This is a genomic window from Streptomyces sp. NPDC032472 (assembly GCF_040636955.1).
Classification (GTDB): domain Bacteria; phylum Actinomycetota; class Actinomycetes; order Streptomycetales; family Streptomycetaceae; genus Streptomyces.
The window spans coordinates 1-14,950 of sequence record NZ_JBEZVK010000110.1 but is presented as its reverse complement, the minus strand read 5'-3'; the positions used below and the strand labels follow the sequence as shown (position 1 = coordinate 14,950).

Annotated in this window: 11 protein-coding genes; 7 read left to right on the top strand and 4 right to left on the bottom strand. The window is 71.4% G+C overall.

The annotated features are described in order from the left end of the window. Window positions 1-1,387: 1,387 nt before the first annotated feature. Complete coding sequence (locus tag AB0F11_RS35415; RefSeq protein WP_362183091.1) at window positions 1,388-1,684, bottom strand: YciI family protein; 297 nt, start codon at window positions 1,682-1,684, stop codon at window positions 1,388-1,390. A 26-nt stretch (window positions 1,685-1,710) separates the two neighbouring features. Here AB0F11_RS35415 and AB0F11_RS35410 point away from each other — a divergent pair, with 26 nt between their 5' ends. Then, on the top strand, window positions 1,711-2,388 hold the full coding sequence (locus AB0F11_RS35410) for an endonuclease V (protein ID WP_362183088.1): 678 nt from the start codon (window positions 1,711-1,713) through the stop codon (window positions 2,386-2,388). A 16-nt stretch (window positions 2,389-2,404) separates the two neighbouring features. On the opposite strand, the gene AB0F11_RS35405 is transcribed toward AB0F11_RS35410, so the two are convergent. The 3 genes from AB0F11_RS35405 to AB0F11_RS35395 form a co-directional block, all read right to left on the bottom strand. Then, window positions 2,405-3,613 carry a saccharopine dehydrogenase NADP-binding domain-containing protein gene (locus tag AB0F11_RS35405; RefSeq protein ID WP_362183085.1) on the bottom strand — a complete coding sequence of 403 codons (1,209 nt, stop codon included), beginning with the start codon at window positions 3,611-3,613 and terminating at the stop codon, window positions 2,405-2,407. 184 nt (window positions 3,614-3,797) lie between these two features. Next, on the bottom strand, window positions 3,798-5,420 hold the full coding sequence (locus AB0F11_RS35400; protein ID WP_362183082.1) for a hypothetical protein: 1,623 nt from the start codon (window positions 5,418-5,420) through the stop codon (window positions 3,798-3,800). A 251-nt stretch (window positions 5,421-5,671) separates the two neighbouring features. Next, window positions 5,672-7,270 carry a hypothetical protein gene (locus AB0F11_RS35395; protein ID WP_362183079.1) on the bottom strand — a complete coding sequence of 533 codons (1,599 nt, stop codon included), beginning with the start codon at window positions 7,268-7,270 and terminating at the stop codon, window positions 5,672-5,674. 286 nt (window positions 7,271-7,556) lie between these two features. Here AB0F11_RS35395 and AB0F11_RS35390 point away from each other — a divergent pair, with 286 nt between their 5' ends. The 6 genes from AB0F11_RS35390 to AB0F11_RS35365 all read left to right on the top strand — a co-directional run bounded on the left by AB0F11_RS35390 (window position 7,557) and on the right by AB0F11_RS35365 (window position 14,820). After that, entirely contained in the window at window positions 7,557-7,949 is a 393-nt protein-coding gene (locus AB0F11_RS35390; RefSeq protein WP_361910487.1) for an MmcQ/YjbR family DNA-binding protein, read from the top strand. Between the two features lie 93 nt (window positions 7,950-8,042). Further along, window positions 8,043-9,179, top strand: a complete 1,137-nt coding sequence (locus AB0F11_RS35385; RefSeq protein ID WP_362183076.1) for a CaiB/BaiF CoA-transferase family protein — start codon at window positions 8,043-8,045, stop codon at window positions 9,177-9,179. After that, a complete protein-coding gene (locus tag AB0F11_RS35380) occupies window positions 9,179-10,204 on the top strand; it encodes an LLM class F420-dependent oxidoreductase (protein ID WP_362183073.1) in 1,026 nt (341 codons plus the stop codon). Before AB0F11_RS35385 ends, AB0F11_RS35380 begins: the two co-directional genes overlap by 1 nt. A 9-nt stretch (window positions 10,205-10,213) precedes the next feature. Beyond that, window positions 10,214-11,356, top strand: coding sequence for an acyl-CoA dehydrogenase family protein (locus AB0F11_RS35375; RefSeq protein ID WP_362183070.1), 1,143 nt, complete (start codon window positions 10,214-10,216; stop codon window positions 11,354-11,356). 23 nt (window positions 11,357-11,379) lie between these two features. Then, complete coding sequence (locus AB0F11_RS35370) at window positions 11,380-12,594, top strand: acetyl-CoA C-acetyltransferase (protein WP_362183067.1); 1,215 nt, start codon at window positions 11,380-11,382, stop codon at window positions 12,592-12,594. Window positions 12,595-12,648: 54 nt separating this feature from the next. Next, a complete protein-coding gene (locus AB0F11_RS35365) occupies window positions 12,649-14,820 on the top strand; it encodes a 3-hydroxyacyl-CoA dehydrogenase NAD-binding domain-containing protein (protein ID WP_362183064.1) in 2,172 nt (723 codons plus the stop codon). Window positions 14,821-14,950: the final 130 nt, after the last annotated feature.

Here is a 14,950-nt window from a genome sequence, read left to right as displayed (position 1 = left end):
CTGCGCGATCGCCTTCGGCGACCCTTGACAAGCCGACACGAACCGAAATGCCAAAGAGCTGCCGGGAAGCCCCCGAAGGATGGCCAGGGGGTCAATTCCAGACTCATCCCCCGTCAGAGAGGGCAGTCCGGGTCCCGATGCGCAGAATCCTTCCTCCCGGGACCCCATCCCCGCCCGGCATCGGGCATGCGGGTAGCCGAGCCCCCAAGCCCCCCTGAGACGCATCTCCGGAGCCGGCAGGCTCCAACCTGCACGAGACGACGATGAGATGACCGCCAGGAGCGGGGGAACGCCCCAGATCGCTACGCGCTGCTCTTCTCTCGGCGGCCGACGGCCGACTGGGGCTGGTAGGCGCACCAGATCGCTACGCGCCGTCCGGGACTTGGCGGCTGCGGACGGTCTGGGGTCGCTCATAAGCCGCCCACGAGTGAAGGGCGCTCGCCCATGGACGGCGACCGACCGTCGTGGGCGGTCGAGAGCGGGCAGATGGCTGGCGGGCCCGTTCGCCCGACTCGCTAACTCCACCCTGTGCTGTCCCTTCCATCGCTGCACGAAGATCCTTCTCGTCCCCGCCGTCAGTAGGCCACTGGCCCACTCCCTCGTATGTCGACCCGTCGTACATAGCGGTCTGCCGCGACTACCAGCCCTCGACACCCGTCTGCCACTGAGACGGGAAGGACCCCGTAGCGGTCTGGTGCGCCCACTGGCCCTCGATACCCGTCTGCCGCTGAGACGTGAGGGACCACGTAGCGATCTGGTGCGCCTACCAGCCACGGACGGCCGTCAGCCGCCGAGACGTGCGCGACCGTGTAGCGATCTGGTGCGCCTGCCAGCCACGGACGGCCGTCAGCCGCCGAGACGTGCGCGACCGTGTAGCGATCTGGTGCGCTATCAGCCCCAGACGGCCGTTGGACGCCGAGAAAAGAGGAGCGCGTAGCGATCTGGGGCGTCTCCCCGCTCCTGGCGGTCATTTCTTCGTCGTTTCGTGCAGGTTGGGGCCCCTTGGCTTCGGAGCGGGCCATTGAAGGGGGTTTTGGGGCTCGGCTGCCCGTATGCCCGGGGCTGGGGAGGGGTGGTGGTCCTGGGAGGAAGGATTCTGCACCTCCCGACCCGGACCTGCCCTCTCTGGCGAGGGCCGTGTGTGGATTGTTCCCCCTGGCCATCCTTCGGGGGCTTCCCGGCAGCTCTTTGGCATTTCGGTTCGTGTCGGCTTGTCAAGGGTGGCCGAAGGCCATCGCGCAGCGACGCGACGCAGGAGCGCCCTTGACGAGCCGGCGCGAACCGAAAGGACAATGGGCGGCCGGGACGCCCCCGGACACCCTCCGACCCCGGTCCACCGTGACCCCGCCCCTACGAGGCACCGCCCAGCAGTCCGCCCCCGCCCCCGCTACACCAGCGTCTCCCGTACCGCCGCCAGGTCGCCCGACGTCTTCGTTGCGATGAACTCCGTGATGCGGTAGCTGCAGACGCCCGCGGTGGTGAAGGGGTCCTCCTCCGCGATGCGTTCCACCTCCGCGCGGGAGACGCCCGCGGCCAGGATGATGCCGCCGTCGCGGGGGACCTTGCGGCCCGAGGCGATGAAGACGCCCGAGGCGTAGTAGGTGTCCAGCCAGGCGATGTGAGCGTCCAGCTCCTCTTCGATGGCTTCGATCGGGGCGGTGTACGTGAGCTCCATGACGAACATGATCGTCAGGTTACTCTCGCAGCATCATGACGAGTGTGAAGACCCCCGCCAGCGAGGCCGAGGCCCGGGCGATACAAGACGAACTGCGCAATCTGGTCGTCCTCGACGAGGCCGGTCCGCCGCCCGGGCGCGGGTTCGTCGCCGGGGTGGACGTCGCGTACGACGACGAGCGGGACCTCGTCGCCGCCGCGGCGGTCGTCCTCGACGCCGCGACCCTCGACGTGGTCGAGGAGCGCACCGCGGTCGGGCACGTCAGCTTCCCGTACGTGCCCGGGCTGCTCGCCTTCCGGGAGCTGCCCACCGTCCTCGCCGCCCTCGACGCGCTGACCGCCGCCCCCGACCTGGTCGTCTGCGACGGCTACGGCCTCGCCCATCCCCGCGGCTTCGGGCTGGCATGCCACCTCGGGGTGGTCACCGGGCTGCCGACCATGGGCGTCGCGAAGAACCCGTTCACCTTCACCTACGAGGAACCGGGTGCCCGCCGCGGCGACGCCGCCGCGCTGCTCGCGGCCGACGGCGCCGTCGTCGGGCGGGCGCTGCGGACCCAGGACGGGATCAAGCCGGTGTACGTCTCCGTCGGCCACCGGATCTCCCTCGACAACGCCTGCGCCCACGCCCTCGCGCTGAGCCCGCGTTTCCGGATCCCGGAGACCACCCGGCACTCCGACTCCCTGTGCAGGCGGGCCCTGCGCGAGGCGTCCTAGCCCGCGGCCCCCGCCGTCACCGCACCTGGGCCACCCGGAACCGGATCCCCGCCTTCTGGAGCCGGTCCAGCAGGGCGTCGCCCATCGCCACCGCCGTGGTGAGCTGGCCGGCCCGCTCCGGCAGGGCGTCGTACGCGAGGCAGAGCGCCGACTCGGCCAGCATCTTGGCGGTCTCGCCGTAGCCCGGGTCGCCGCCCGACACCTCGGTGTACACCCGGCGGCCGCCGCCCTCGCCGACGAAGCGGACGCTGAACCAGCTGCGCGCCCGCCGCTCGGCGTCGGGCCCCCGGCCCGGCTCCCACAGGCCGGTCAGCCACCGCCGCACGGGCGGCAGCTGCGCCAGTACGGCGGTCGCGCCCACCGCCGCCGTGCCGCCCACCGCCACCGGGAGGTGCTTGACGGAGGCGTACTGCCGGTAGCGGAAGTCGGGGCCGTAGCGCTCCAGTGCGGCCGCCGACCGGGTCACGATGCGGGGGTCCAGCGTGGGCAGCGGCAGCGCCCAGGTGCCGGTCTCGCGGCTGAAGCGCGGCGCGCCGAGCGGTCCCCGTACGCGGCGCCCCGGCCGCCGGGGCTCGTGCAGCCGTCGGGCGTGCGCCGCGGCCAGGGTCTGCGGGCCGCGGCCCAGGGCGGTGAGCACGGAGGCCAGGGTGCCCCCCGAGAACATGGCGTTGGACCGCATGAACCCGTCGACGCGCAGCGGCACGCCCTGCGGCAGCTGTCCCACGGTGAAGTACGCGCCCAGGTCGGCCGGGATGGAGTCGAACCCGCAGGCGTGCACGAGGCGCGCGCCGGTCTCGCGGGCCCGCGCGTCGTGCTCGACGTACGTGCGGTCCACGAACTCGGGTTCGCCGGTGAGGTCGACGTAGTCGGTGCCGGCCTCGGCGCAGGCGGCGACGAGCTCCGCCCCGTGCAGGACGTACGGGCCGACGGTGGTGGCGAGGACGCGGGTGGAGGCGGCCAGCTCCCGTACGGCCGCCGGGTCCGAGGAGTCCGCCTGCAGCAGCGGCAGGTGGGCGCAGGCGGGGTCCAGGGCGGCGAGGTCGTCGCGGAGGTGTTCCAGTTTGCCAAGGTTGCGGCCGGCGAGGGCCCAGCGGCAGCCGGCGGGGGCGTGGGCGGCGAGGTAGGCGGCGGTCAGTGCTCCCACGAACCCGGTCGCGCCGAAGAGCACGACGTCGTAGGGGCGTTCCTGCGCGGCCGGCGTTCTGAGCGGGGTCGGTGCGGTCATCGTGGCTCCTCGCTTGCCCGTGGCGTACGGATGGATACGGGGCAGCGCCCCGGGAAGCGGCTGCGGGGCGGCCGTTCCCGGGGCGCTGTGGTTCAGTGGTGCACCCTCTGGTGGTTCGGAACCACTGGTTTCAGAACTCGTGGTTCGTGACGTGTGGTTCGAACCGGTGGTTCGAGCAGGTGGTTCAGTTGTCCTCGTAGACGCCGAAGACGTCGACGACGAGGTCCAGGTTGCCGTCGCTCTGGTTCCAGAAGTCGATGATGCCGTGGGAGCCGGTGCTCGCCTGGACCAGGTTCGGGACGGTCTTGCCCGTCGTCCAGTTCAGGGTGGAGGAGGTGGGCGGAATCGGCCAGGCCGCGTTGCCGGTGTCGTACTCGTCCATGGAGTTGGGGTCCGGCGTGACGGCGAGGTAGCCGCTGTCCTTGGTGTTGGTCACCGTGGCGTTGAAGACGAAGCCCTTGACGCCGGGCTCGCCGGGGGCGATCGGCAGGTAGATGTAGTCGCGGCCGCCCAGCGGGCCGTCCCAGACGGCGGTGTCGCGGGTGTCGATGAGCCGTTCCGGCGCGAAGGGCAGGTACGCGGCCTGGGACGCGGGGCTGTAGTAGCCGACGACGTCGACGATGACGTCGAGGCCGGCCCAGGCGCCGTTGCGGATGTTGATGCGGCCGTCGGGACCGACGGGGACGATCACCGAGTTGGCGATGGTCTGGCCGGCGGTGAAGTTCAGGTTCGAGGCGGTCGGGGCCTGCTGGCCGCTCGGGTAGACGGTGAGGTGGCCGGCTTCCTTGGGGTTGGTGACCGTCACGTTGAGGGCCACGGCGGTGACGCCGGAGGCGGGCACCTGGCCCTTGCCGGTGATCTGGACGCCGAAGGAGTTCTGTCCGCCGAGCTGGCCCTTGGCGCTGCCGAGGCCGGAGCGGGTGTCGACGAAGCGTTCCGGCGGGAGGGAGGTGTAGCCGCTGGACGCGGACTGCGTGAAGTAGCCGGTGACGTCGGCGATGAGGTCGACCGACTCCCAGCCGCCGTTGTAGAGGTTGACGTAGCCGTTGGCGCCGACCGGCACGATGACCAGGTTCGGGACGGTCTGTCCGGGGGCGAAGTTCACGTTCGACGTGGTGGGCTTGTCGTCGCCGTCGGCGAAGGCCGTGATGTGGCCGCCGCTGGTGGTGTTGGTGACGGTGACGTTGAGGACCACCGCGGTCACGCCGGCCGGGATGCCGCCGTTGCCGCCGATCTTCACGTGGGCGGAGCTGTAGGGGGCGACCTTGGCCTTGGCCGCGCCGGTGCCGTTGCGGGTGTCGAGCAGGCGGGTCGGGCCGTAGGGGGTGTAGTCGGAGCCCTCGGTGGTGACCTTGAGCTCGTTGGTGACCTCGGTGCCCGCGGCCTTGTCCGCGACGGTGACCTTGACCGTGTAGGTGCCGAGCTCCGCGTACGTGTGCTCCGAGGACACGACCTGCGTGCCGGAGGCCGTGGCGGCGGTGGTGGTGCCGTCGCCCCAGGCGACGGTGACGTCGAGCGGGGTCGTCGCGCTCGTGATGGAGCTGTCCAGCTTGAAGCCGTGCGCGGTGACCGAGGCGGCGGACAGCGCAACCGCGAGGGTGGGGTTGGCGGCGGCCGTCGCGGGCGCGGTCTGCGGCGCCGTCTGCGGTGCGTCGGCGGCCTGGTTCTGCGCCGTCGGCAGCGGCTGCTGGACGGAGTCCCCGGCCGGGCTGGTGAACGTGGTGGAGGTGTCCGCCTCGGCCTGGGTGAGGTCGGGCTGGCTGACGCCGCCGGAACCTCCGGTCGCCGGGCCGGTCGCGTGGGCCATGCCGGGTATGAGAGAGACGCCGGCCGCGAGTACGGCTGCGGATGCTGCGAGTCGCCGGTATGACACCGAGCCCCCAAACGGTTCGTGAGCCCCCTGTCAGGGCCGAAAGTGCGCTCAGAGTACCGAGCACCGGAACGGCTTAACACTGGCCCCCACCTGCGTTATCTCTCCGAAACCGGAATCGCCCCGGGGGTGGCCGCGAAGGCCGTCCCCGGGGCGATCAGCGCCTACCGGTGTGGGTGCCCGGTGGCTCAGTTGTCCTCGTAGACGCCGAAGATGTCGACGATGACGTCGATGTTGCCGTCGCTCTGGTTCCAGAAGTCGATGATTCCGGACGGGCCGGTGGCGGCCTGGACCAGGTTCGGGACGGTCTTGCCCGGGGTCCAGTTCAGATTGGAGGAGGTCGGCGTGGGCGGCCAGACCTCCGTGCCGTTCTTGTAGTCGTACAGCGAGTTCGGGTCCGGCGTGACGGCGAGGTAGCCGCTGTCCTTGGTGTTGGTCACCGTGCTGTTCAGCACGAAGCCCTTGGTGTGGGGCAGGCCGTCGGAGAGCGGCATGTAGATGTAGGCGCGGCCCTCCAGCGGTCCGTAGGCCCAGGTGGCGCCGTCGCGCGTGTCGAGCAGGCGGGACGGCTTGACCGGGACGAACGCGTTCGCGCTGTCCTTGCTGTAGTAGCCGACGACGTCGACGATGACGTCGGCCGGGTTCCAGGCGCCGTTGCGGACGCTGATCTTGCCGTCGGGGCCGATGGGGACGATCACCGAGTTGGCGATGGTCTGCCCGGTGCGGAAGTTCAGGTTGGACGCGGTCGGGGCCTGCTGGCCGCTCGGGAAGACCGTGAGGTGGCCGTCGCTCTTGGGGTTGGTGACCGTGACGTTCAGCGCGACGGCGGTGGCGTAGGGCGAGACGTAGCCCATGCCGGCGACCTGCGTGGCGAAGGTGCCGTAGCCCGGGACCTGGCCCTTGGCCGTGCCCTGGCCGGTACGCGTGTCGACGAGGCGCTGCGGCGTCAGCGGCGTGTAGCCGCTGGAGGCGGACTTGGTGAAGTAGCCGGTGACGTCGGCGATGAGGTCGACCGACTCCCAGCCGCCGTTGTACAGGTCGACGTAGCCGTTCTTGACGGGCACGATGACCAGGTTCGGTACGGTCTGTCCGGGGGCGTAGTTCACGTTCGACGTGGTCGGCTTCTCGGTGCCGTCGGCGAAGGCGGTGATGTGGCCGCCGCCGGTCGCGTTGGTGACGGTGAGGTTGAGGACGACCGCGGACACGTTGGACGGGATGGCGCCGTTGCCGGCGATCTTCAGCTGCGTCGCGGTGTAGGCGGGCACCTTGCCCTGCGGGGCGCCGGTGCCGTTGCGGGTGTCGAGCAGGCGGGTCGGGCCGTACGGGGTGTAGTGCGAGCCCGAGGTCCAGACGGCGATCTGGTTGACGGACGAGGCCTGCGTGACCTGGTCCGTGACCGTGACCTTGATCGTGTACCCGCCGGGCTTGGCGTACTGGTGCGGCGTGGTGGTGGTCTGGCCGCCGGTGCCGCTGTCCTGGCCCGTGGTGCCGTCGCCCCAGTCGAAGCCGATGGAGACCGGGTTGGTGGTGCCGTTGGGCGTGGTGTCCACCTCCAGGCCGTGCGCGCTGATGGTGAAGGCCTTCAGGCCCACCGTGATGTCGGCGGCGGTGTCGGCGGTCATCGGCGCGGCGGCCTTGCCCTTGCCTGCCGCCGGGGCCAGCTTGACCGAGCGGTCGGCCGGGCTGTCGAAGGTGGTCGACTCCGAGCGCGCAACCTTGGCCAGGTCGGGCTTGGTGACCCCGTGGGCCTTGCCCTGCCCCGCCGACGGGTCGGCCGCGTGGGCCATGCCCGGGATGAGAGAGACGCCGGCCGCGAGTACGGCGGCGGATGCTGCGAGTCGGCGATAGGACACCGAGCCCCCCCAAAGAAAGTTGTTGAGCCCTTGATCAAAGGCTGAAGCCCGCTCAGAGTACATAGCCCCGCCGACATCGCTCACGGGGTTTCCCCAGGTCGGGGGGCAATCGTCGGAGGCCTTCGGTCCGGTTGCCCCGCGGGTGCCGGTCACCGGGGCTAGCGTGAGGACCGGCCTGTCCGAGTGAGCGGGCGCGACCTGTGCTGAGTGGAGGTGTTCCGTGAAGGCTGCGGTGCGCAAGTGGGAGGCGGTACGGGAGTTTGCCCGGGGGTTGCCGGAGGCGGTGGAGGAGTTCCCGTGGGGTCCCGAGGACTGCGTCGTGAAGGTCAACAAGAAGATCTTCGTCTTCCTGGGCAACGCCGACGGCCCCCAGCCGCCCGGGCTGTCGGTCAAGCTCAAGGACGAGGCGCTGCACGGCCACGCCATGACGGCTCCCGGCGCGGCGCCGACCGGCTACGGTCTGGGGCGCTCCGGCTGGGTGTCCGTGCCGCTGGGGGAGAAGGGGGCGCCGTCGGCCGAGGTGCTGTGTGAGTGGGTGGAGGAGAGCTACCGGACCGTCGCCCTCAAACGGCACCTCAAGGAGCTCGATGCGCGGATCGAGTCAAACGGCTAAGCGCTTGCTCTTGTGCTGAGTGGAACACATTTCTAGCATCGCTGGTGTTACATCAGTTGTGTCACACACTCCACACGGGACGCTGGGGGCTCGATGGCAGTGACAGGAGCCGGTCCGCTCGCGGGCGTGCGCGTCGTCGAACTGGCGGGCATCGGCCCGGGCCCGTTCGCCGCCATGCTCCTCGCCGACCTGGGCGCGGACGTCGTACGGGTGGACCGCCCCGGCGGGGGCGGCCTCGCGATCGACCCCGCGTACGACGTCACCAACCGCAACAAGCGCTCCGTCCTGGTCGACCTGAAGGACCCCGAGGGACCGGGCCTCGTCCTGGACCTCGTCGAGCGGGCCGACGTCCTCATCGAGGGCTTCCGTCCCGGCGTCGCCGAGCGCCTCGGCGTCGGCCCGGCCGACTGCCACGCCCGCAATCCGCGCCTGGTGTACGGGCGGATGACCGGCTGGGGCCAGGACGGCCCGCTCGCCCCCACCGCCGGCCACGACATCGCGTACATCGCCGTCACCGGCGCCCTCGGCATGATCGGCAGCCCGGACGGGCCCCCGGCCGTCCCCGCCAACCTCGTCGGCGACTACGCGGGCGGCTCCCTCTACCTCGTCATCGGCGTCCTGGCAGCGCTCCAGCACGCCCGTACCCCCGGCGGCGCCGGCCAGGTCGTCGACGCGGCCATCGTCGACGGCACCGCCCACCTGACCGCCATGATCCACGGGATGATGGCGGCCGGCGGCTGGCAGGACCGGCGCGGGGCCAACCTCCTCGACGGCGGCTGCCCCTTCTACGGCACCTACGAGACCTCCGACGGCGGATACATGGCCGTCGGCGCGCTCGAGCAGCAGTTCTACGACACCTTCACCGAGCTCCTCGGCATCGCCGACCGGGCCCCCGCCCGCAAGGACCTCGCCCGCTGGGGCGAGCTCCGCGAGGCCGTCGCCGCCCGTTTCAAGTCCCGTACCCGTGCGGAGTGGACGGCCGTCTTCGAGGGCAGCGACGCGTGCGTGGCCCCCGTGCTCTCCCTGCGCGAGGCGCCGCAGCACCCGCACCTCGCCGCCCGGGACACCTTCACCGACTTCGGCGGGATCACCCAGCCCGCCCCCGCGCCCCGGTTCTCCGCGACCCCCGCCGCCTTGCGCAGCGGCCCCGCCCAGCCCGGGGCGGACACCGCATCCGTGGCCCGAGACTGGGACGTGCCGGGCATCACCGGGAAGGGCGGGGCCGCCTGATGGAACTGTCCATGCTGCTCGACTACGCCGGCGACCCGCGCCGGGCCGCCGACGAGGCGGCGGCCCTGGAGGCGGCGGGCCTCGACGCCGTCTGGGTCGCCGAGGCCTGGGGCTTCGACTCCCCGACGATCATGGGTTACCTCGCGGCCCGCACCGAGCGGATGAAGATCGGCTCGGCCATCGTCAACGTCTACTCCCGCACCCCCGCCCTCATCGCCCAGACGGCGGCCGGGCTCGACGCCCTCTCCGGCGGCCGCGCCATGCTGGGGCTGGGCGCCTCCGGCCCGCAGGTCGTCGAGGGCTGGCACGGCAAGCCGTACGACAGGCCGCTCGGACGGACCCGCGAGACCGTCGAGCTGTGCCGGCGGATCTGGCGCCGCGAGACCATCGACCACCACGGCATCACCGACATGCCGCTGCCGCCGGAGAAGGGCGGCCGCCACGGCAAGCCGCTGAAGATCCTCACCCGGCCCGTCCGTCCGGACCTGCCCGTGTACATCGCCTCCCTCGGTCCGGCGAACGTCGCGATGACCGCCGAGATCGCCGACGGCTGGCTGCCGACGCTGTTCATCCCGGAGAAGGCCGCCGCGGTGTGGGGCGGCCCGCTCGCCGAGGGAGCCGCGCGGCGCGACCCGGCGCTCGGCCCGCTGCAGACGGTGGCCGGCGGGCTGCTGGCCATCGGCGACGACGCGGCCGCCGTACGCGACCTGGCGCGCCCGCAGATCGCCCTGTACGTCGGGGGGATGGGCGCGGTCGGCAAGAACTTCTACAACGACCTCGCCGTCGCCTACGGCTACGAGGAGGAGGCGCGCAAGATCCAGGAGCTCTACCTCTCCGGCCGCAAGCGCGATGCGGCGGCCGCCGTACCGGAGGAGTTCTGCGAGCTCATGACGCTGTGCGGGCCCGCCGGGTACGTGCGCGAGCGCATCGAGGCCTTCCGGGAGGCCGGCGTCACCATGCTCAACATCACGCCCGTCGGCCCCGAGCCGGCCCGGCTGATCGAAACCGTCAAGAGCTGGCTCTAGGGGGCCCCGTTGCAACGCCGCATCTTCGACGCCGACCACGAGGCGTTCCGCGAGACCGTGCGCACCTTCCTCGCCAAGGAGGTGCTGCCGCACTACGAGCAGTGGGAGAAGGACGGCATCGTCAGCCGCGAGGCCTGGCGCGCCGCCGGCCGGCAGGGCCTGCTGGGCCTGGCCGTCCCGGAGGAGTACGGCGGCGGCGGGAACACCGACTTCCGCTACGCCGCCGTGATCGCCGAGGAGTTCACCCGTGCCGGCGCGCCCGGGCTGGCCATCGGCCTGCACAACGACATCATCGGCCCGTACCTGGTCAACCTGGCCACCGAGGAGCAGAAGCGCCGCTGGCTGCCCGGCTTCTGCTCCGGCGAGACGATCACGGCGATAGCGATGACCGAGCCGGGCGCCGGCAGCGACCTGCAGGGCATCCGCACCACCGCCGAGGACCGCGGCGACCACTGGCTGCTCAACGGCTCCAAGACCTTCATCTCCAACGGAATCCTCGCCGACCTCGTCATCGTCGTCGCCAAGACCACGCCCGAGGGCGGGGCGCACGGCCTGTCGCTGCTGGTCGTCGAGCGGGGGACGGAGGGCTTCGAACGCGGCCGCAACCTCGACAAGATCGGCCAGAAGGCCCAGGACACCGCCGAGCTGTTCTTCCACGACGTCCGCGTCCCGAAGGAGAACCTGCTCGGCGAGCTGAACGGCGCCTTCGTCCACCTGATGAACCACCTCGCGCAGGAGCGGATGGGCATCGCGATGGCCGGCATCGCGGCCGCCGAGCACCTGCTGGAGATCACCACCCGGTACGTCAAGGAGCGCGAGGCCTTCGGGCGGCCGCTGGCCAAGCTGCAGCACATCCGGTTCGAGATCGCGGAGATGGCCACCGAGTGCGCCGTCACCCGCACCTTCATCGACCGCTGCATCACCGACCATTCGGACGGGCTCCTCGACCACGTCCACGCATCGATGGCCAAGTGGTGGGCGACCGAGCTGCAGAAACGGGTCGCCGACCGCTGCCTGCAGCTCCACGGCGGCTACGGGTACATGACCGAATACCGGGTCGCGAAGGCCTTCACCGACGGCCGCATCCAGACCATCTACGGCGGCACGACCGAGATCATGAAGGAGATCATCGGTCGTTCCCTGCTCGGCTAACCTCCCCTCGAAAGGCTTGACCAGTGAGCACCGAAGCGTACGTATACGACGCGATCCGCACGCCGCGCGGCCGCGGCAAGGCCACCGGCTCCCTCCACGGAACCAAGCCGATCGACCTGGTCGTCGGCCTCATCGACGCCCTGCGCGAGCGCAACCCCGGCCTGGACCCGGCCACCATCGACGACATCGTCCTCGGCGTCGTCGGCCCGGTCGGCGACCAGGGCTCCGACATCGCCCGCATCGCGGCCGTCGCCGCGGGGCTCCCGGACACGGTGGCCGGCGTACAGGAGAACCGCTTCTGCGCCTCCGGCCTGGAAGCCGTCAACATGGCCGCGGCAAAGGTCCGCTCCGGCTGGGAGGACCTGGTCCTCGCGGGCGGCGTGGAGTCCATGTCCCGCGTCCCGATGGCCTCCGACGGCGGCGCCTGGTTCAACGACCCGATGACCAACTGGGACGTCAACTTCGTCCCGCAGGGCATCGGCGCCGACCTGATCGCCACCATCGAGGGCTTCTCCCGCCGCGACGTCGACGAGTACGCCGCCCTGTCCCAGGAGCGCGCCGCAACGGCCGTGAAGGAGGGCCGCTTCGCCCGGTCCGTCGTCCCGGTCACCGACCGCAACGGCCTGGTCGTCCTGGACCACGACGAGTTCATCCGCCCGGGAACCACCGCCGACACCCTCGCCAAGCTCAAGCCGTCCTTCGCGGACATCGGCGAGCTCGGCGGCTTCGACGCCGTCGCCCTGCAGAAGTACCACTGGGTCGAGAAGATCGACCACGTCCACCACGCGGGCAACTCCTCCGGCATCGTCGACGGCGCCTCGCTCGTCGCGATCGGCTCCCGCGAGGCGGGCGAGCGCAACGGACTGACGCCGCGCGCCCGGATCGTCTCGGCCGCGGTCTCCGGCTCCGAGCCCACCATCATGCTCACCGGCCCCGCCCCGGCCACCCGCAAGGCCCTCGCCAAGGCCGGGCTGACCATCGACGACATCGACCTGATCGAAATCAACGAGGCCTTCGCCGGCGTCGTCCTGCGCTTCGTCAAGGACATGGGCGTCTCCCTCGACAAGGTCAACGTCAACGGCGGCGCCATCGCGCTCGGCCACCCGCTCGGCGCCACCGGTGCGATGATCCTCGGCACCGTCGTCGACGAACTGGAGCGCCAGGACAAGCGCTACGGGCTCGTGACCCTCTGCGTCGGCGGCGGCATGGGCGTCGCCACCGTCGTCGAGCGCCTCTGAACCGTCCTGAACCCCCTGATCCCCTCCGACACGGCCGACACGGAAGTAGCGAACATGAGCGAGTCCACCACGATCCGCTGGGAACAGGACGAGACCGGCATCGTCACCCTGGTCCTCGACGACCCCAACCAGTCCGCCAACACCATGAACCAGGCCTTCAAGGACTCCATCGCGGCGATCGCCGACCGCGCCGAGGCCGAGAAGGACTCCATCCGCGGCATCATCTACACCTCCGCCAAGAAGACCTTCTTCGCGGGCGGCGACCTCAAGGACATGATCGGGCTGCGCCCCGAGCACGCGCAGCTCGCCTTCGACACCGGCACCGAGATCAAGAGCTCACTGCGCCGCATCGAGACCCTCGGCAAGCCCGTCGTCGCCGCCATCAACGGCGCGGCCCTCGGCGGCGGCTACGAGATCGCCCTCGCCTCCCACCACCGCATCGCCCTCGACGCGCCCGGCTCGAAGATCGGGCTGCCCGAGGTCACCCTCGGCCTGCTCCCGGCCGGCGGCGGCGTCACCCGCACCGTCCGCCTCATGGGCATCGCCGACGCACTGCTCAAGGTGCTGCTGCAGGGCACCCAGTACAACCCGCAGCGCGCCCTCGACAACGGCCTGGTCCACGAACTGGCCGCCACGCCCGAGGAGATGCTGGCCAAGGCGCGGGCGTTCATCGACGCCAACCCCGAGTCGAAGCAGCCGTGGGACGTCCCCGGCTACCGCATCCCCGGCGGGACCCCGGCGAACCCGAAGTTCGCCGCGAACCTGCCGGCGTTCCCCGCGAACCTGAAGAAGCAGCTGAACGGGGCCCCGTACCCGGCGCCCCGCAACATCCTGGCCTGCGCCGTCGAGGGCGCCCAGGTGGACTTCGAGACGGCGCTGACCATCGAGGCCCGCTACTTCACCGAGCTGGTCACCGGCCAGACCGCGAAGAACATGATCCAGGCGTTCTTCTTCGACCTCCAGGCCGTCAACGCCGGCCGCAGCCGCCCCCAGGGCATCGAGCCCCGCAAGGTCCGCAAGGTCGCCGTCCTCGGCGCCGGGATGATGGGCGCGGGCATCGCGTACTCCTGCGCCCGCGCCGGCATCGAGGTCGTCCTCAAGGACGTCACCGCCGAGGCCGCCGCCAAGGGCAAGGCGTACTCGGAGAAGCTGCTCGACAAGGCGCTCTCCCGCGGCCGTACGACCGAGGCCAAGCGGGCCGAGCTGCTCGCCCGGATCACGCCGACGGCCGACGTCGCCGACCTGGCGGGCTGCGACGCCGTGATCGAGGCCGTCTTCGAGGACACCGCCCTCAAGCACAAGGTGTTCCAGGAGATCCAGGACGTCGTCGCGCCCGACGCGCTGCTGTGCTCCAACACCTCCACCCTGCCGATCACCGGGCTGGCGGAGGGCGTCGAGCGGCCCGCCGACTTCATCGGCCTGCACTTCTTCTCGCCCGTCGACAAGATGCCGCTGGTGGAGATCATCAAGGGGGCGGCCACCGGGGACGAGGCCATCGCGCGCGCCTTCGACCTGGTCCGGCAGATCAACAAGACCCCGATCGTGGTCAACGACTCGCGCGGCTTCTTCACCTCGCGCGTCATCGGGCAGTTCATCAACGAGGGCGTCGCCATGGTCGGCGAGGGCCTTGAGCCCGCCTCCATCGAGCAGGCCGCGGCCCAGGCCGGCTACCCGGCGAAGGTGCTGTCCCTGATGGACGAGCTCACCCTCACGCTCCCGCGGAAGATCCGCAACGAGACCCGCAAGGCCGTCGAGGCCGAGGGCGGCTCGTGGACCCCGCACCCCGCGGACACGGTCATCGACCGGATGGTCGACGAGTTCGGCCGCCCGGGGCGCAGCGGCGGCGCCGGCTTCTACGAGTACGACGAGACGGGCAAGCGGGCCCGGATCTGGCCGGGGCTGCGCGAGCACTTCGCCAAGCCGGAGGCCGGGATCCCGTTCGAGGACATGAAGGAGCGGATGCTCTTCTCGGAGGCGCTGGACACGGTCCGCTGCCTCGACGAGGGCGTGCTGACCTCCGTCGCCGACGCCAACATCGGCTCCATCATGGGCATCGGCTTCCCGGCCTGGACCGGTGGTGTCATCCAGTACATCAACGGCTACGAGGGCGGCCTGCCGGGGTTCGTCGCCCGGGCGCAGGAGCTCGCCGCGGAGTACGGGGACCGGTTCCTGCCGCCGGCCTCGCTGGTCGCCAAGGCCGAGCGCGGCGAGACGTACGCGGACTGACCGCGCGGCCCCGCCGCCGCCAGGCCGCGCCGCTGCCCGGCCTGGAACCCCCGCCGCCCGTCCCGGCACGCGCAGGGCGGGCGGCGGGGGCCGGGGCTGCGCCCCCGCCCCCCTGCCGGGGGGGCGCCGC